This is a genomic window from Streptomyces tubbatahanensis (assembly GCF_022699385.1).
GTDB classification, from domain to species: Bacteria; Actinomycetota; Actinomycetes; order Streptomycetales; family Streptomycetaceae; genus Streptomyces; species Streptomyces diacarni.
Window position 1 is genome coordinate 7,648,673 of sequence record NZ_CP093846.1, and the last position, 18,113, is coordinate 7,666,785.

Here is an 18,113-nt window from a genome sequence, read left to right on the forward strand (position 1 = left end):
CGGTCCGCGTCGGTCGCGGGAACACAGCCACCCGCTTGCTCACACAGTGCGCTCCAGGCGGTCGGCGAGCACCTTCACGAAGCCCGAGGGGTCCTCCAGCTCACCGCCCTCGGCCAGCAGCGCCATGCCGTGCAGCAGGTCGGCGGTCTCGCCCAGCTCCGTGTGGTCCGCCCGCTCGCCGTAGGCCCGGTTGATCCCCTTGACCAGCGCGTGCTGAGGGTTGAGCTCCAGAATCCGCTTGCTGTGCGGAACCTCCTGCCCCATCGCCCGGTACATCCGCTCCAGCGCGGGCGTCACATCGTGCGTGTCCGAGACGACACAGGCCGGCGAGTCGGTCAGCCGCGCGGAGAGCCGGACCTCCTTGACGTCCTCGCTCAGCCGTTCGGTCATCCACGACAGCAGGTCGGCGAACTCCCGCTGCCGCTCCTCGCGTTCGCTCTCCCGCTCCTGCTTCTCCTCCTCGGTGCCGAGATCGACCTCGCCCTTGGAGACGGAACGAAGCTGCTTGCCCTCGAAGTCGGGGACGGCCTCGACCCACACCTCGTCGACCGGGTCGGTCAGCAGCAGCACCTCGATCCCCTGGGCCCTGAACGCTTCCATGTGCGGCGAGTTCTCGACGGCCGAGCGCGAGTCCCCCGTGATGTAGTAGATGTGCTCCTGGCCCTCCTTCATCCGCTCCACGTACTGCGCCAGCGTGGTCGGCTCGTCCTTGTCGTGAGTGGAGGCGAAGGAGGCGACCTCCAGAAGGGTCTCGCGGTTCTCGAAGTCGCTCAGCAGGCCTTCCTTGAGGACGCTGCCGAACTCCCGCCAGAACGTGGTGTACCGGTCCGGTGCCTTGGTCCGCATCTCCTTGACCGTGGAGAGCACCTTCTTCGCCAGCCGCCTGTGCATGAGCTGGATCTGGCGATCCTGCTGGAGGATCTCGCGCGACACGTTGAGCGAGAGGTCCTGCGCGTCGACGACGCCCTTGACGAACCGCAGGTAGGGCGGCAGCAGCGCCTCGCAGTCGTCCATGATGAACACGCGCTTCACGTACAGATGCACGCCCCGCTTGGCACCCTGCTGGAACAGGTCGTGCGGCGCCTGCGAGGGGATGAACAGCAGCGCCTGGTACTCGAAGGTGCCCTCGGCCGCCAGGCGGATCGTCTCCAGCGGGTCGTTCCAGTCGTGGCTGAGGTGCTTGTACAGCTCGTGGTACTCCTCCTCGGAGACCTCGCTGCGCGGGCGGGCCCACAGGGCCTTCTGGGAGTTCAGCGTCTCCGGCTCGGGTGCGGCGGCCTCACCGGCCTTGTCCTCACCGCTGGGTCCGGTCTCGCCGTTCTCGTCGTCCGCCCCCTCCGCGGCCGGAACGTCCACCTGCTCGGCGGCCATCCTGATGGGCCAGGTGATGAAGTCCGAGTACCGCTTGACGATCTCCCTGATCTTCCAGGGCGAGGTGTAGTCGTAGAGCCTGTCCTCGGTGTCCACCGGCTTGAGGTGCAGCGTGACGGCGGTGCCCTGCGGGACGTCCTCGACGGTCTCGATCGTGTAGCTGCCCTCGCCCGCCGACTTCCAGCGGGTGCCCTGCTTCTCGCCCGCACGACGGGTCAGCAGTGTCACCTCGTCGGCGACCATGAAGCCGGAGTAGAAGCCGATGCCGAACTGCCCGATCAGCTCCTCCGCCGCGGGCGATTCACCGCTCTCGCCGGCATCCTTGGCCTGCTGTGCTTCGGAGAGTTTCTCCAGGAACTGGGCCGTGCCCGAGTTCGCGATGGTCCCGATGAGCTCGACGACCTCGTCGCGGGACATGCCGATGCCGTTGTCCCGCACGGTGAGCGTACGGGTCTCCTTGTCGGCTTCGATGTCGATGTGGAGGTCGGAGATGTCCGCGTCGAGGGAGTCGTCGCGGAGCGCCTCCAGGCGGAGTTTGTCCAGTGCGTCGGAGGCGTTGGAGACGAGTTCCCGCAGGAACACGTCCTTGTTCGAGTAGATGGAGTGCACCATCATCTGCAGAAGCCGACGGGCCTCCACCTGGAACTCGAACGTCTCGGTGGTCTCGGTGGTCTCGCTCGACATGATCCGTTGATTCCTTCTCAGGCCATCCGGTGACGGAATTGACTTCACGGAACTGTATGCGAGCGGGCGGGTCGGGCGCCGCCTCGGGCCTTTCGGGGTGCTGCGGTAGCCCGAACGGAAGCGCCCGGAACCGGGCCTCGGCCAGGTGCTCGTGGCCGTCCTCGTGGCAGGGGGCTACCGCGCGAAGCCGTTCGCGAAGTCGCCGTCCTGCGCTTCGTGCCGTGGGATGGCGCCGTAGTCCTCCGGCACGACGAAGTAGCCGCCGCGGCCGGTCGGTTCCCCGCCGGTGCCCGGCAGCACCCACGCCGCCCCTGAGCCGCCCTGCCCGGGGGCGCCGGCTGCCAGGTCGCTGTTGCCGTCGCCGTCCGCGTCGAGCAGGCGTACGGCGTCCCCGAACCGGTCGCCGTCCTCGGGAGCCGGGGCGTCCTCGGCGCCCTGCGCGCCCGCGGCCTCGCGGTCCCCGGCATCCTGCGTGCCGGCCGTGGGCCGGGCGACCAGCTGCGCCCCGCGGCCGGTCAGGCCCTTCGGCCCGCCCTTGAGCAGGGTCACGGCACCCGCCGACGGCCCGTCCTTCTTCTCGGGACGGGACTGGTCGGGGGTACCGACGGCGACATCGGCGTAGCCGTCGCCGTTCCAGTCGCCGGCGTCGAGTGCGTCTCCGAACTGCCCCTCGTCGGCCTTCCTGCCCGGCACCCCTTCGGTGTCCTGGTCGACCTCGGTGTGCCGCGCGTCATCCGGCTCGGGCCCCTCGGCGGACCCGTAGAACACCTCCACGGGACCGTCGACGCTACTGTCGGCTGCGGCCCCCTCGGGGTGCCTGCGCGCCATCAGGTCGGCGTGACCGTCCTTGTCGACGTCACCGACAACGGCGCCGGGGGCCAGGCCGGGGAGGGCTGATGTGTCGGGCTTCTCGAAGCCGTCCCTGCTGCCCGCGAGGTAGGCGGACTTCTTTCCGCCGCCCGCGGCGTTGTCCTCGTACTCGTGGGTGCTCACGAGGTCGTCGGTGCCGTCGCCGTTCAGGTCTCCGGCCACCGTGTCGGACAGCGACGCTCCCTCAGGCAGCGGCTGCCGGGGCACCTCGGCGGTTGAGGCCGCTCGCCCGTCGCGGGTGAACGGCCCCTTCAGCAGCCCCTTGCCGTCGCCGACCTGCACGACGAGGTCGGCGTGGCCGTCGCCGTCGAAGTCGCCGCCGACGAGGGTGTGCTTGCCGGGCTGGTCCACGCTGAAGTTGTCGGGCACATCGTCGAGATACGTGCCACTGTCGGCCTCGAGCCCGTCGTCGGAGCCCCAGAGGACGAGGGCACCGCTGTGCGCACCGTCCTTCTTGGGAGCGCCGTAGGTATCGACGTCCGCGACCAGATCGGTGTAGCCGTCGCCGTCCAGGTCGCGTGTCACGGCGTGCTCGCCGAAGCCGACACCGTCGCCCCTCTTGGACGGGGTGCCGGTGGCCTCCTGGCCGATCAACTGGCGCCGCCCGGTCCTGCCCGCGTCGTCGGAGCCGTAGTTCACGGCCAGGTGGTCCGCGAAGCCGCTGAGTGCCACCAGGTCGGCGTTTCCGTCGTTGTCGAAGTCGGCTTGCGGCGCGGTCTTCGCGGGGCCGGCGTGACGGTGCCCTGCGGCCGGATCGCTCGCCGAACCGGTGACGCCGTCCCAGGCCAGCGGCACGGCGGCGGCGACGACCACGGTCGCTGCGGCAGCAACGGCGATACGGCCGTTCCGCCGACGGGAGGAATGCTGACGGAGGCCGATCCGCTCGGTCACAAGTTCTCCAGAAGCGCGTTGGCGGTTGTCGCGGGGCAGCTCAGGGTCCGATGCCCCGCACGTTCCATTCCTTCTCCCCTCTCTGACTTCTGTCGGCCCCCTCGCGGTTGCACGCGCGCCACTTCGCCTTCGCGGATGCGGACGGCACCCGGCGCGGGCGGCGTGGCGGCGAGGAGAAGACCGCCGGGGCCTTGTCCCCTCCCGGAGCAAGCCGAGCGGTCCGGAACCAGGCCGGTGTCAGCTCGCCGCCCGCTCCAGGGCCTCGAGGGAGCGGCCCGCGGTCTCCCGGATGAAGACGGCCGTGAACGCGAAAGCCAGGACGCAGATACCGCCGAAGAGGGCGAAGGCGGCACCCGCGCCTGCCACCAGGAGAGTGGGGAAGACCAGCGAGACGGCGAAGTTCGCGGCCCAGTTGGTGCCGGAGCCGACGCTGACACCCGTGCTGCGGACCCGGAGCGGAAAGAGCTCGGGCAGCATCACCCACAGCAGCGGTGCCCAGCTCAGTGAGTAGGCGACCTTGAACACCGCGAGACTGGCGACGGCGGCCACCTTGCCGGCGGTCTGGTCGAGCAGGCCGAGGGAGAAGACGGCGCACAGGGTGCCCATGCTGATCACCATCAAAACGAGCCCGGTGAGGAGCAGGGGCTTGCGGCCGACGCGGTCGACAAGACGTCCGGTGACGAAGGTGGTGCAGATCGACAGGGCGCCGAGCCCGACGCTGTTGAGCAGCGCGACCGAGTCCCCGAACCCGGCCGCCTTGAGGATCGTCGGCGCGTAGAACACGATGGTGTTGGAGCCGATGACCTGTTGGATGACGGCCATGGCGACCGCGATGCCGAGGCCGCGGCGCACCTGGCGGGTCGCGAACAGCTCCCGTACGCGGCCGCGCGAGTGGCGTTCCGTGTGTGCGGCGGCGTGGATGTCACGGAGCGCGGCCTCGGCCTCGGCGGGCTCGTGCAGCCTCAGCAGCACGGACCGGGCCTCCTCCGCCCTGCCCTTCGCCACGAGCCAGCGCGGCGTCTCCGGCTGGGGCCACATCCCGGCGAAGAGCACCACAGCGGGCACGACGGCGAGGCCGAGCATCCACCGCCACGCGCCCGCGCCCGACAGCGCGTACGAGGTCAGGTACGAGACGAAGATGCCTATCGCGATCATCATCTGGTTGAGCGTGGACACCCGGCCGCGGATCCGCGTCGGAGCCAGCTCGGAGAGGTAGCTGGGGATCACGGCGGAGGCGGCGCCGACACCGACACCTGTCGCGACCCGGAAAGCGATCAATGTCCATGGGTCGGTGGCCAGGGCCATCCCCAGCGCACCCGCGCCGAAGAGGACCGCGGTCGCCAGCATCACCGGCCGGCGCCCCAGGCGGTCGGTGGCCGGTCCTGCGCCGAAGCAGCCGGCGATGGCGCCGACCATCAGCGAACTGACGAAGGCCCCCTGCATCCAGGAGCTCAGGCCGAGATCGCGGGTGAGGAACAGCTGGGCCCCGGCGACGATGCCCATGTCGTATCCGGACAGCAGTCCGCCGAACGCCCCGCACAGGTACAGCAGGAAGGTGCGGCGGGACCGGGCGCGTGCGTCGGGTGCGGTGTGCGTCGTGGCCGGGACGGCGGCAGGCATGACGGGCTCCCTTGCTTGACGACTGCGCCTCATTAGCGTCAAGTCTTCGTCGAAAATCAAGACGTCGGTGCCCAGTTCACAGGCTTGTGTCGAAGTGTTGACGAAAATAGCGGCCGTGGGCAGCATGGTCGCCATGGCAGTGGTCAAGAACCCCACCGTGCTGCGCCAGTTGCGCTACGGAAACATGGAGCGCGTACTGGAGGTTCTCCGGCGTAAGGGCCCCAGCAGCCGGGCCGACGTGGCCACGGCCACCGGACTCTCCCGTACCACCCTGTCCGGCATCGTGGGCCGGCTCCTCGCCGACAACGTGCTGCTGGAGGAGCCCGCCCCCCTGGACGGTGCTCGCGCGGGCCGTGGCCGACCCGTGCACCGGCTCACGCTCAACCCGAGCTCGGCGCAGGCTGTCGGCATCGAGATGGGCCGCGAACGTCTCAGGGTCGCGATCGCCAACGCGGCGCACGAGGTCACCGCGTCCGGCGGTGTCCACCGGCCGAAGCGCGGCAGCGCCCGCGAACAGGCCGACGCCGCCCTCGCGCTGCTTTGTGGCCTCGCCGAGCGTGAGGGCATCGACCTCGCGGGTCTCAGCGGTGTCGGTATCGGCACACCGGGCCCCGGGGAGACGACCGGCGGGGGCAGGGGGCCGGTCGGCGACGCTGGGGTGCCCCGGCACCGGCAGTCCGTCGCGGACCGCCTCGCCGCATCCCTCGACGTCCCCGTGCTCGCCGACAACAACACGCGCCTGGCCGCACTCGGCGAGGCCATCTGGGGCGCGGCGCGAGGCGCGGGTGACGCCCTGCACGTGACGTTGTCGTACGGCGTCGGCGGCGGGCTCGTCGCGCAGGGACGGCTGTTCAGGGGAGCTCAGGGGGCGGCGGGCGAGATCGGCCACATCAGCGTTGACCCCGAGGGCGCCCGCTGCTGGTGCGGAGGCCACGGCTGCCTGGAGCAGGCCGCGTCCGTGCCCGCGCTGCTGCGGGCCGCGGGCCGGCGCAGCTGGAGCCGGTTCACCGAGGCGCTGGCCGCCGGCGAGGAGCGCGAGTGCGCGGCCCTCGAACACGCCGCCTGGGCCGTTGGCCGGGCCCTCGCGGCCGCGTGCAGCACGGCGAACCCGCAGCGCGTCGTCCTGGGCGGTGAGATCGCGGAACTGGGCCCCCTCTTTCTCGACCCGGCCGAAGCCGCCTTCCGCCGCTACACGGCCGCGCGGGTCAACCGCGGTGTGCGCTTCGTCCCCGCGGCCCTGGCCGACCGGGCGGGGGCCCTCGGGGCGCTCGCCCTCGTCTTCCACGAATCGCCCCTGCTCGCCGGCTATGCGACACGAGGCGCAGCGGCCCCGGGCGTGGCGGGCGCAGCCTCGGCCGTCGTCGCGTCGTGATCCCGGCTCCGGCCAAAGGGCACTCGAACGACCGGAAAGGCACCGCCGTGCGCACCAACATGCTCTTCCTCATGACCGACCAGCACCGGGTCGACACCCTCGGCGCCTACGGCAACCCGCACGTGCGTACGCCGAACCTGGACCGCCTCGCCGCGGAAGGCACCCGTTTCGACAGCTGTTACACCCCCACGGCCATCTGCACGCCGGCCCGGGCCAGCCTGCTCACCGGAGCCGCGCCCTTCCGGCACAAACTCCTCGCCAACTACGAGCGCAACGTGGGGTATCTGGAAGACCTCGCCGACGACCAGTTCACCTTCGCCGGGCACCTACGGAGCCAGGGCTACCACCTGGGCCTGCTGGGCAAGTGGCACGGCGGCGTGCGGCGCACCGCGGCCGACTACGGCTTCGAGGGCCCTGACCTCGCGGGCTGGCACAACCCCGTCGACCACCCCGACTACCTCGCCTATCTCGAAGAACACGGCCTTCCCGGTTACGCCATCAGCGACCGGATGCGCGGCACCACCCCCAACGGGAGCCCCGGGAACCTCCTCGCGGCCCGGCTCCACCAGCCCGTCGAAGCGACCTTCGAGTACTACCTGGCCAGCCGCACCATCGAGATGCTCCACCGGTTCACCGAGGACGAGCGCGGCGGAGAAGGCGACCCCTTCTTCCTCGCCACCCACTTCTTCGGCCCCCACCTGCCGTACATCCTCCCCGACGCGTACTTCGACCTGTACGACCCGGACGTGGTCGACCTGCCGGCATCCGTGGGGGAGACGTTCGGGGGCAAGCCGCCCGTCCAGAGCAACTACAGCAAGCTGTGGGCGTTCGACACCATGCCGATCGAGGAAAGCCGCAAACTGATCGCCGTCTACTGGGGCTACGTCACCCTCATCGACGAGCAGATCGGCCGCATCCTCGACTGCGTACGGGAGCTGGGCCTGGATGAGCGCACAGCGGTGTGCTTCACCGCTGACCACGGCGAGTTCACCGGCGCCCACCGGCTGCACGACAAGGGCCCGGCCATGTACGAGGACATCTACCGCATCCCCGGGCTGCTGCGGGTGCCGGGCGGGCCGACGGGACAGGTACGCGACGAGTTCGTCTCGCTGACCGACTTCACGGCGACGATCCTGGAGCTCGCCGGCAGCGACCCCGCCCCGGCCGTCGACAGCCGCAGCCTCCTGCCGCTGGCGCGTGGTGAGCACCCCGAATGGGACGAGCACCACCTGGCCGAATACCACGGCCACCACTTCCCGTACCCGCAGCGTATGCTGCGCACGCGGCGCTACAAGCTCGTCGTCAACCCCGAGTCGCACAACGAGCTCTACGATCTCCACACCGACCCGGACGAACTCCTCAACCGCTACGAGCACCCGGAACTACGCGGCGTACGCCGAGAGTTGACCCACCGCCTGTATCACCTGCTGCGCGAGCGGGGCGACAACTTCTTCCACTGGATGACGCCCATGTACGACGTCCCGACCGACTACGACACCACCCTGTCCTCCTTCGAGAAGGAGGACACCGACCCGCCGCGGCCGGCAGGCGAGACCCGATGAGCGGGTTCACCAACGGAGGCCACTTTCCGTCGCTTGAGGTTCCCGAGTTCTTCGTCGAGGACCTGCGAGAGGGCCTCGCGGCGGTGCTGGCCGCTCGCCGGTGAACGCGGGCCGGGCACGGCGCTCGGTCAGCGGCGGCCCGTACCGCACAGAGCGCCGGTCACCCGTGCCTGCCACCTCCGTCTGCGTCAGGGGCAGGGTCAGGGTCAGGCCGTGGTGCCGGGGAGCTTGTCGATCAGAGCCGAGAGTTCGTCGCACTCCTGCGGGGTGAGATCGGTGAGCGGGGGCCGGACCGGGCCCGCGGTGTGTCCGGTGGCGGTCATGCCGGCCTTGACGATGCTGACCGCGTAACCGGCCTGGCGATTGCGGATCTCCGTGTAGGGCAGGACGAAGTCGGACAGCATGCGGGTCACGTCGGCCTGGCGCAGTTCGCGCACGGCGGCGTGGAAGTCGAGGGCGAACTCGGGCAGGAAGTTGAAGATGGCCGAGGAGTAGGTCGTCACACCCAGCTGAAGGTACGGCAGCGCGTACGTTTCCGCGGTCGGCAGCCCGCCGATGCAGGTGAGGCGTTCGCCGAGGCGGGCGTGGATGCGGGTCACGGTGTCGATGTCGCCGACGCCGTCCTTGTAGCCGATCAGGTTGGGGCACGTGTCGGCGAGACGGGCGACGGTCTCCGCGGAGTACACCGCGTTGGCGCGGCTGTAGATGACGACACCCAGCGACGTGGCGCGACACACCGCCTCGACGTGCTGGGCCAGCCCTTCCTGGCCGACTTCGGTCAGGTAGGGAGGGAAGAGGAGGATGCCGTCGGCGCCGCAGCGTTCGGCGGCAGCCGCGAACTCGACCGCGGTGGCCGTCCCGTAGCCGGCCGGGGCCAGGATCGGGGTGGTGCCGGGGGCGCTGTCGGTGGCGGCGGCGACGACCCGCTCGACCTCCGCCGGCGTGAGGGAGAAGAACTCGCCTGTGCCGCCTGCGGCGAAGAGCCCGCCGACGTCGTACCGGCCGAGACGGACGATGTTCCGGCGGTAGGTGTCCTCGTCGAAGGACAGGTCGTCCTTGAAGTGGGTCACGGGGAAGGACAGCAGCCCTGAGCCGATACGGCGGCCGAGTTCTGCCGGGGTGAAGGACGTCATGGGACTGCTTCTCCTGTAGTTGACGAGTGTGTGTCTGCTGGTCTGACGTGTCCGGGCGGGGCTCAGCGCCGCCCACCGCCGGCCGGCGCGCCCCGGGCCGGCAGTGTCACGTCAGGGACGTGTGCCGGCCTCGTGGGAGGTGACGGTCCAGGCGCGGGCCTGCTCGCTGAGGGTGAAGCCGAGGCCGGGCCGGGAGGAGACGTGCATCCGGCCGTCGCGGATCTCCAGTTGCTCGTTGAACAGCGGCTCCAGCCAGTCGAAGTGCTCCACCCAGGGCTCGATGGGGTAGGCCGCGGCGAGATGGAGGTGGATCTCCATGGCGAAGTGGGGCGCGAGCTGCAACTGGTGATGTTCGGCCAGGGCGGCCAGCTTGAGGAACTGGGTGATGCCGCCGATGCGGGGCGCGTCGGGCTGGATGATGTCGGCGGCGTCGTGGCGGATGAGCTCGACGTGCTCGGCGACGCTGGCGAGCATCTCGCCGGTGGCGACCGGGGTGTCGAGAGAGGCCGCCAGGGCGGCGTGCCCCTTGGCGTCGTAGGCGTCGAGGGGCTCCTCGATCCACACGAGGCCGTACTCCTCCATGGCACGGCCCATGCGCTGGGCGGTGGGCCGGTCCCACTGCTGGTTGGCGTCGACCATCAGCGCCACCTCGTCACCGATGTGCTCGCGCACCGCGGTCAGGCGGGCGAGGTCGTACTTCCCGTCCGGGTGGCCGACCTTGAGTTTGATTCCGCCGATCCCGCTGGCCAGGGCGGCCTCGGCGTTGTCCAGCACCTGCTCGGTCGGAGTGTGCAGGAAGCCACCGGAGGTGTTGTAGCAGCGCACCGAGTCACGGTGGGCGCCCAACAGCTTCGCCAACGGCAGTCCCGCCCGCTTGGCCTTGAGGTCCCACAGGGCGACGTCGAAGGCCGCGATGGCCTGGGTGGCCAGACCGCTGCGGCCCACGGAGGCGCCGGCCCACACGAGCTTGGTCCAGATCTTCCCGATGTCGCTGGGGTCCTCGCCGATCACCGTCTCGGCGATCTCCTTGGCGTGGGCGAACTGACCTGGTCCACCGGCCCGCTTGGAATAGCTGAAGCCTATGCCTTCGTGTCCCTGCTCGGTCGCCAGCTCCACGAACAGGAAGGCCACCTCGGTCATCGGCTTCTGTCGACCGGTGAAGACCTTCGCGTCGCTGATCGGAGCCGCCAGCGGCAGCGTCACCGAGGACAGACGCAACCAGGCGATCCGATCGAGTGTCGCCTCGCCCTCGGTGCGCGCGGCATGGCAGGTCGTGTGCGTCGTGGTCACCACTTCGTGTCCCTGGGGTCGGCGGCGGGTGCGGAATCGTCGGGGGCGGGAAATCGTGCGGGCCGGTGCGGATCGTGGCAGCGCGGTGCCGGATGACGCATGGTGGGCGTGTACTCCTGTGGCTCTCCCACCGCCGCGTGAAGCGGTGCGCGGCCGTGGAGCGCTCCGTGCGATGAGTTCGACGCTAGGCGCGGTCACGATTTACGTCCAACATAAGTTTTGGATGCGCTCATTCAGGAAGAGCATCGTGCCGCACTCGTGTGGCTCCCACGAGCGGGCCCGGAACAGCCCCGTCCGACATGTGCCCGGCATACGCGCGTCACGAAGGCGTCATTCAAGCACTGTATTGCAACCAACAAAATTGGACATGGACGTGCATCGTGCGGGTCCCTACGGTCAACTCAGCCACCGGTTCTGTGGCTCGGACCACACGCGGCAGCGCAGCCGCATCACCCAGGTCTAGGAGTTGTGACCATGCCCGCTGTCGACCGGCAGGACGAGCCGACGACCGCCGTCCCCACCGCAACCCCCAGGACAGGCCGCGTCAGACACCTGATCCTGGCCATGCTCTTCGTCGTCACCACAATCAACTACGCGGACCGCTCCACCCTCTCCATCGCCGGCGACTCCATGCAGGAGGACCTGCACATCAGCTCCGGCGAGCTGGGTGTCCTCTTCTCCGCCTTCTCCTGGTCCTACCTCATCGCCCAGATACCCGGCGGCTGGCTGCTGGACCGATTCGGATCGAAGAAGGTCTACGGCCTGGCCATCTTCGTCTGGTCTGTCTTCACCATGCTTCAGGGCGCCATCGGCTTCTTCGCCGGAGCCGCGGTCGTCCTGCTGTTCATCCTCCGCTTCGCTGTCGGCTTCGCCGAAGCACCCTCGTTCCCCGGCAACTCGCGCATCGTCGCCGCCTGGTTCCCCACCAAAGAGCGGGGCTTCGCCTCCGCCCTGTTCAACTCCGCCCAGTACTTCGCCACCGTCGCCTTCGCCCCGCTGATGGGTTGGCTCGTCACCGCCATGGGCTGGGAGCACGTCTTCACCGTCATCGGCGGCATCGGTGTGGTCCTCGCCCTGGTGTGGACGAAGGTCATCTACGCTCCCCGCAGCCACCCCCGTCTCCACAAGAGCGAACTCGACCACATCTCCTCCGGCGGCGCACTGGTCGACCTGGACGCCCCCACCCTCGAGGAGGGGGCGCAGGCCGAGGAGTCCAAGGGAGCCAAGGAGGCCAGGGAAACCGCGGCCGGCAAGGAGAATCTGCGGCACATCGGGACGCTGCTGAGGAACCGCATCACACTCGGTGTCTTCATCGGCCAGTACTTCATCAACACCATCACCTGGTTCTTCCTGACCTGGTTCCCCGTGTACCTGGTGCAGGAGCGCGGCATGAGCATCCTCGAAGCCGGGTTCGTCTCCTCGCTGCCGGCCCTGTGCGGGTTCGTCGGCGGCGTTTTGGGCGGCTGGCTATCCGACCGCCTGGCCCGGCGGGGCATCAGCCTGACCGCCGCCCGCAAGATACCCATCGTCACCGGCTTGCTGCTGTCGACCAGCATCATCATCTGCAACTACGTGACCGCCTCCTGGCTGGTCGTCCTGATCATGTCTCTGTCCTTCTTCGGCAAGGGGATGGGCGCCCTCGGCTGGGCCGTCATGTCCGACGTCGCACCCAAGCAGATCGCGGGCCTCGCCGGCGGTGTCTTCAACACCTTCGGTGCCGTCGCCGGCATCGTCACGCCGCTCGTCATCGGCTGGCTCCTCGACGCCACCGGCTCCTTCGACCTGGCCCTGGCCTTCGTCAGCGCCTGCGCGGCCATGGCCGTGGTCAGCTACCTCGTCATCGTCCGCGAGATCAAGCGCGTCGAGCTGCCCGGGCACCCACGCGCCACCGCATAAGCCGGCAGCCGATCACGTGCTCCACCTGACGTGCCTTCGAGCCACCTGGTTCGAAGGTCTCGTCATTTCCACCGCGCCGCACACGACCCCCGTGCCGCACACGACCCCCGTGCCGCACACGACCCCGGTGAGGGGATCACCGCCTGTTGCGCCGTGCGCGCTTCGTGAGGCGCAGGGCGTTCGCCAGCAGGGCGACGAGTCGGTGACCGGTAAGAAAGAGCAGTGCGATGCCGGCAACCACGGCAGAGGCGATCCACGAACCGGCGGACCAGCCGCGTGCGCCTCCCGAGCCGCTGCCGGAGCCCTCGCCGGTAGCACCGCTCGTACTGCTCGCGCTGCTCGTTCCGCCCATGCCGTTCATACCGCCCACGCTGCTCGTGGTGGTCATCCCGCTCGGGCCGCTCACGCCGTTCATCCCGCTCGTGACGTAGCGGCCCCCCGCGCTGCTCATGCTGCCCACACTGCCGCTCGATGCCCCGGACGCCCCCGAGACGGCGAAAGTACGGGCCGGAGCGAGCGCGTCCGCTCCGGCGGGGCCTCCCGCGGCGTCGGACGCGTACGCGGGGCCGCGTACGGCAGCCGCAGCGGTGGCATACGCGGCGATGAACGTACCCCCGAGCAGGGCGACGAGTAAGGCGAGGACGGTCGTGATGCGCATGGTTCCCCTGTGGAGCGCAAGTGGTTCCCCTTGTGGAGCGCAAGGAAGCGGAGTGCAACGGCTGCGAACAGACGACAGCCGTACCAGCACCCGACAAAACCCGAGCCCCGCCTTCTTCCTTCTTCCCGCCGGAGAGGGGATTCCCACAAGGTCGAGCCACCTACCCGCTGCCTTCCCCGGCAAGCAGCGCACGGTCCGGTGTCTGTCGTGCCGCGCGCATCCCTTGGCGCCGGTCGAGCCGGCTGGATGAGGGGGAGGGGAGCGCGGGGGCGGCTACGCGCGCACGCCCCCGGGACCCGAGACCCGACGCAGTGAGACAGCCCTCCCGCGGCGGTGCTCCGAGCCGGAGCCGCACCTTGGTGGACGTCGCCCTCGTGGACATCGCAGCGCGCTGTGGCCATGATGACGGCCGTGTACGAGCCGAGTGGCATTGCGTAGCCGACCACGACCCGAGCCCGGTACGCGAACCTCAAGCGGGCGGTCGTCGACGCCGGTACGCCACCGGCTGGGTACGCGCGAGCGAAGACGGCGCTGGTGCAGGAGCTCACCGACCGCGCTCGCGCGCAACTCGGTCTGCCCCCAGTGCCTGTGTGGGAGAAGCGGTGAGTCTGTTGAACTCGGTGCCTCCGGCCCGGCGAAGCGCCACCGGCCCGGCCCGGGTGCGGCCGGGGCCTGCGGAGGCCGTCGAGTGTGCTCGGCGGCCTCCTCCCCCTCCAGCTCAGTCGCCCGGCAGCGCAAGGGTGTTGAACGAGATCCAGACGTCGGGAGGCACGTCGGGCCGGCCTGGCACCGGTCTGCGTTCCTCTGTCCATGCGTCGTCGGCGATCTCCGTGGCGACGCGTCGCCAGAAGCGCACAGCGGAGCTGTTGGCATCCTGGAACGCGACTTCCCATGGTCCCGGGTGCTTGGCCACGATCTCCTGAACAGCGTGCAGCCCGATGCCCGTCCGCCGTGCGCCGCGCACCACGAAGAAGCTGTTCAGCACGCGTGTCGGGGCGCTCACGCCGCGGACGAACGCGAACCCGGCAGGACTCTCACCACTCGTGAGGAGGTAGGGCGCCCAGCCGGATTCGGAGAAGGCCGTCTGGAGCCGGTCACTGCGGAAGGTTCCGTCGGCGTTGGGCAACCGACCGTCGAATTCCGAGATGTCGTGGCTGAACATCAGCCAGAGCCGCTCCACGACGGCACGGTCGGCATCGCCTGCGAGGCGAACGGATACGTCTGGCATGAGACTCATTGTGCCGCGTGCGCTCAGCCCACGCGGCCCGCGGGCGCCGGCCCCGCGTTCGCTCACACCTCGCAGGGGTTGCGCGTCACGTCGGCGGGCACGTGAGTTTGGCCGCCACGGAGTCGAGGACCCAGTCCAGACCCGTTGCGAAGGACGTCTCGGCGTCCACGTCCGTGCCGTCGTACACGGCCTTGGCCAGTGCCGGGAAGCGGCCCGTGGCGAGCATCCTCGTCACATGCGGGCCGTGGGCGCGCTGCCAGTCGCGCTTGGACAGGCCCGTGGCGCGCTCGGCACGCGCATGCGTGATCTCGCGCCTGATCGCGCCGTTGAGGTAGGCGCTGTAGGTTTCCGCGGCGCGCATGACGGTGTCGAGATCGGCGAGGCCGTCGAGTGCGGCCAGCGTAGCCTCGGTCACGGCGAGGCCGTTGGGGCCCAGGGTCGGGCGTCCGCCGAGCAGGTCGGCCAGCCACTCGTGCCGGAGGGCGGCCTGCCTGGTGCGGTGGGCGAGGACGCGCAGCGCCTCCCGCCAGTCGCCGGGCGGCTCCTCGGGGAGGATCTCGGCGTGGACCTCGTCCACCAAGAGGTCGAGCAGTTCCTCCTTGGTGGAGATGTAGCCGTACAGCCGCATCGGCCCCGCGCCCAGCCGAGCGGCGACCTTGCGCAAGGACACCGCTTCCAGCCCGCCCTCGTCGGCCAGCGCGATCGCGGCGGCGACGATCCGCTCCCGGTCGAGCGGCACGGGGCGAGCAGGCGGCTCCGGACGGTCCCAGACAGTCATGGATCACACCGTACTGTTGCGATGCGTCGTCCCGTGAAAATACAGTGTATCGCTATGAGACACCGCATCGCCGTGGTCGGAAGCGGCCCCGCCGGCCTGAGCCTCGCCCGCGTCCTGCACCGTCACGACCATCCCGTCGCGGTCCTCGAACGCGATCCCGCCCCGGACGCCCGGCCTCCGGGCGGCACGCTGGACCTGCACGAAGGGCTGGGCCAACTCGCGCTGGACAAGGCCGGGCTGCTGGCTCGGTTCCGGGCGCTGGCCCGTCCCGAGGGGCAGGCCATGCGCATCCTGGACACGGACGGGATCGTCCTGCGCGACTGGCAACCCCGTCCGGATGACACGGCCAATCCCGAGATCGACCGCGGGCAACTCCGCGACCTGCTGCTCGGTCCTCTCGACGTCCGGTGGGGGCAGGGCGTCACGCAGGTGGTGCCGGGGGCCGGGGGCGGCGTCCTGGTTCGTTTCGCGGACGGGCGGCAGGAGACGTTCGACCTCGTGGTCGGTGCGGACGGCGCCTGGTCGCGGGTCCGCCAGGCGGTCTCCTCGGTGACACCGCACTACGCCGGCGTCACCCTGGTCGAGACCTCCCTGGACGACGTCGACACCCGCCACCCCGACCTCGCCCGATTGGTCGGCGACGGTTCCCTGGCGGTGTACGGCGTGAACCGCGCGCTCGTCGCCCAGCGCAACAGCGGCGGCCACGTCAAGGTCTACGCCCAGTTCCGCGCGCCACTGGACTGGCACAGGAACCTGGACCTGGCCGACGCAGAGGCCGTGCGATCACGCCTGCTGGCTCTGTTCGAGGGCTGGGCCGCTCCCGCCCTCGACCTCCTCCGCCACGGCACCGCCTTCGTCCACCGTCCCCTCCACGTCCTGCCCGTGTCCCACACCTGGACGCATGTTCCCGGAGTGACGCTGCTGGGCGACGCCGCCCATCTGATGCCCCCGCTGGGGGCGGGCGCGAACTTGGCGATGCTCGAAGGCGCCGAACTCGCCGAGTCCCTCGCCGCCGCGCGGCCTGCGGATACGGACGAGGTCGTCCGCGTCTTCGAGGAAAAGATGTGGGCGCGCGCCGGCAGGTGGGCGGAGATCACCACGGCCGGTCTGGAACGCCTGGTGAGCCCGGACCCCGCCGAAGCCCTCGCCCTCTTCGACGAACTCCAGCCGTCCTGACCGTCGCCTGGAGACGCACGGCTGTCACCGCGAGGGCGTCACGGGCAGGCCGTTCGGCGGGGCGAGGGGCCGGGCGGGTGACGACACGAACGGATGCGCTGGGGATCCACGCCCAGGACACGTAGACAAGAGGGGGCGCTCGACCCACGCCCGCCTGTGGGGATGTCCTGATGCGGGAGCGAACCGACTCCGCGCGGCGCCTGCCGCCACGCGCCGGCCTGCGAGCGCGTGGTAACGCTCCGACCAGCTTTGACCAGCAGGGAGAACGACCATTGACTGTGGGGGTATGCAGGACGCGGACCGTCGCGCAGGTCCGGAGGGTCCACGCCGTCCGCACCTGCACAGTGCGCCGGCCGCCGCGTGGTGAGACCGCACCCGGGGTGAGAGCGCCGGAGTCGGCGGCGGCCGCCCCATGACGGCCCGCCTCCGCCAGGGAGTCGCCGACCTGCACCCGGCCTACGCCGCCTTGGTGATGGCGACCGGCATCGTCTCCACCGGGCTCGCCTCCTTCGACTGGCAGGTGCTCTCCGACATCCTCCTGGCGGTGGCCGCCCTCGCCTTCGTTCTGCTCCTGGTGGCCTATGTCTGGCGTGCGGTCGCCTTTCCCGGGCGGGTGCGGGCGGATTGCCGGGACCCGGGGCGGGCGTTCGGCTATTTCTCTCTCGTAGCGGCTCCCAACGTGCTGGCCAGCCGACTGGCTCTCGACGGTCACACGCCGGCCACCGCAGCTCTCGCCGCGGCGAGTGTTCCGGTCTGGTTGCTCCTCACCTACGCGATCCCGGGCGCCATGGTGGTCGGACGCCGCCGGGGACCGGTGCTGCCGAGAACGAACGGCAGCTGGTTCATGTGGGTGGTCGGCACCCAGTCGATGGCCGGCGTGACAGCCGCCCTCGCCGCGGCAGAGCCCGGCCTGACGGCGGCCTTCGCCCCGCTGGCCGTTGCGTTCTGGGGGATCGGGGTGGTGCTGTACCTGATGTTGGTCGGCCTCGTCACCGTCCGCCTCCTCGACGACCCGGTCACCCCGCACGCGCTGAGCCCGACCTACTGGGTCTACATGGGCGCCACGGCCATCAGCGTGCTCGCCGCTGCCGGCCTCCTCGCCCTGCCCGCCTCCCTGCCTGTCATGGCACAGACCCGGCAGGTGATCTCCGGGCTGGCGTTCCTGCTGTGGGCCTTCGGCACCTGGTGGATTCCGTTCCTGCTGTCGTTCGGCGTGCGGCGCCACCTGATCGAGCGGGAGCGGGTGGGGTACGAGCCCACGCTGTGGAGCATGGTCTTCCCCCTCGGCATGTACGGCGCGGCGAGCGCGGGTTACGGCCGTGTGACGGGCTTGGGCTTCATGGTCGACATCGCCCGGGTGGAGGTGTGGATCGGCTTCGCCGCATGGGCTGCCGTGGCTATCGCCATGGGCAAGACACTCCTGTTCCCGGGGAAGGGAGACGCTGCCCCCGCACAGTACGAGGCACACGAGGCCCGGTGAGGTGCGGGCAGAGCCGTCGAAAGGCGATACGAAGGGGGCGCTGCGCGGTAGGCGGGCGGTCGCCGGTACCCCTCCGCAGCAGCGAGACAAACGGTGGTGACCCT

Annotated in this window: 13 protein-coding genes and 1 pseudogene; 6 read left to right on the forward strand and 8 right to left on the reverse strand. The window is 70.2% G+C overall.

Annotated elements, in window-relative coordinates; genetic code table 11:
• Window positions 1–39: 39 nt before the first annotated feature.
• From htpG to MMF93_RS32845, 3 genes are all read right to left on the reverse strand, one after another.
• Window positions 40–2,055: a molecular chaperone HtpG gene (gene htpG, locus MMF93_RS32835; protein WP_242756993.1), complete on the reverse strand. Its 2,016-nt coding sequence runs from the start codon at window positions 2,053–2,055 to the stop codon at window positions 40–42.
• 174 nt (window positions 2,056–2,229) lie between these two features.
• Window positions 2,230–3,816: an FG-GAP and VCBS repeat-containing protein gene (locus MMF93_RS32840; RefSeq protein ID WP_242756995.1), complete on the reverse strand. Its 1,587-nt coding sequence runs from the start codon at window positions 3,814–3,816 to the stop codon at window positions 2,230–2,232.
• 237 nt (window positions 3,817–4,053) lie between these two features.
• Complete coding sequence (locus MMF93_RS32845; protein WP_242756997.1) at window positions 4,054–5,436, reverse strand: sugar porter family MFS transporter; 1,383 nt, start codon at window positions 5,434–5,436, stop codon at window positions 4,054–4,056.
• A 133-nt stretch (window positions 5,437–5,569) separates the two neighbouring features.
• Here MMF93_RS32845 and MMF93_RS32850 point away from each other — a divergent pair, with 133 nt between their 5' ends.
• The 3 genes and pseudogenes from MMF93_RS32850 to MMF93_RS32860 form a co-directional block, all read left to right on the forward strand.
• Window positions 5,570–6,808 (forward strand): ROK family transcriptional regulator, encoded by a 1,239-nt coding sequence (locus tag MMF93_RS32850; protein ID WP_242756999.1) that lies wholly within the window; start codon window positions 5,570–5,572, stop codon window positions 6,806–6,808.
• A gap of 59 nt (window positions 6,809–6,867) precedes the next feature.
• Window positions 6,868–8,370 carry a sulfatase family protein gene (locus MMF93_RS32855; RefSeq protein WP_242757888.1) on the forward strand — a complete coding sequence of 501 codons (1,503 nt, stop codon included), beginning with the start codon at window positions 6,868–6,870 and terminating at the stop codon, window positions 8,368–8,370.
• Between the two features lie 14 nt (window positions 8,371–8,384).
• Window positions 8,385–8,474 (forward strand): annotated as a pseudogene (locus MMF93_RS32860) (epoxide hydrolase); the annotation flags it as partial.
• A 102-nt stretch (window positions 8,475–8,576) separates the two neighbouring features.
• On the opposite strand, the gene kdgD reads toward MMF93_RS32860, so the two are convergent.
• Entirely contained in the window at window positions 8,577–9,503 is a 927-nt protein-coding gene (gene kdgD / locus MMF93_RS32865; protein ID WP_242757001.1) for a 5-dehydro-4-deoxyglucarate dehydratase, read from the reverse strand.
• Between the two features lie 111 nt (window positions 9,504–9,614).
• A complete protein-coding gene (locus tag MMF93_RS32870) occupies window positions 9,615–10,796 on the reverse strand; it encodes an L-talarate/galactarate dehydratase (protein ID WP_242757003.1) in 1,182 nt (393 codons plus the stop codon).
• Between the two features lie 471 nt (window positions 10,797–11,267).
• Here MMF93_RS32870 and MMF93_RS32875 point away from each other — a divergent pair, with 471 nt between their 5' ends.
• A complete protein-coding gene (locus MMF93_RS32875; protein WP_242757005.1) occupies window positions 11,268–12,689 on the forward strand; it encodes an MFS transporter in 1,422 nt (473 codons plus the stop codon).
• A 136-nt stretch (window positions 12,690–12,825) separates the two neighbouring features.
• On the opposite strand, the gene MMF93_RS32880 is transcribed toward MMF93_RS32875, so the two are convergent.
• From MMF93_RS32880 to MMF93_RS32890, 3 genes are all read right to left on the reverse strand, one after another.
• Complete coding sequence (locus MMF93_RS32880) at window positions 12,826–13,347, reverse strand: hypothetical protein (RefSeq protein ID WP_242757007.1); 522 nt, start codon at window positions 13,345–13,347, stop codon at window positions 12,826–12,828.
• A gap of 718 nt (window positions 13,348–14,065) precedes the next feature.
• A complete protein-coding gene (locus MMF93_RS32885) occupies window positions 14,066–14,575 on the reverse strand; it encodes a GNAT family N-acetyltransferase (protein ID WP_242757009.1) in 510 nt (169 codons plus the stop codon).
• 85 nt (window positions 14,576–14,660) lie between these two features.
• The gene (locus MMF93_RS32890; protein ID WP_242757010.1) at window positions 14,661–15,353 is read right to left on the reverse strand and encodes a TetR/AcrR family transcriptional regulator; all 693 of its coding nucleotides are present in this window, start codon (window positions 15,351–15,353) and stop codon (window positions 14,661–14,663) included.
• A 54-nt stretch (window positions 15,354–15,407) separates the two neighbouring features.
• Between MMF93_RS32890 and MMF93_RS32895 the strand changes: the two genes are divergently transcribed.
• Both MMF93_RS32895 and MMF93_RS32900 read left to right on the forward strand, forming a co-directional pair.
• Window positions 15,408–16,529, forward strand: coding sequence for an FAD-dependent oxidoreductase (locus MMF93_RS32895; RefSeq protein ID WP_242757012.1), 1,122 nt, complete (start codon window positions 15,408–15,410; stop codon window positions 16,527–16,529).
• A gap of 412 nt (window positions 16,530–16,941) precedes the next feature.
• Window positions 16,942–18,009, forward strand: a complete 1,068-nt coding sequence (locus MMF93_RS32900; RefSeq protein WP_242757014.1) for a tellurite resistance/C4-dicarboxylate transporter family protein — start codon at window positions 16,942–16,944, stop codon at window positions 18,007–18,009.
• Window positions 18,010–18,113 lie beyond the last annotated feature (104 nt).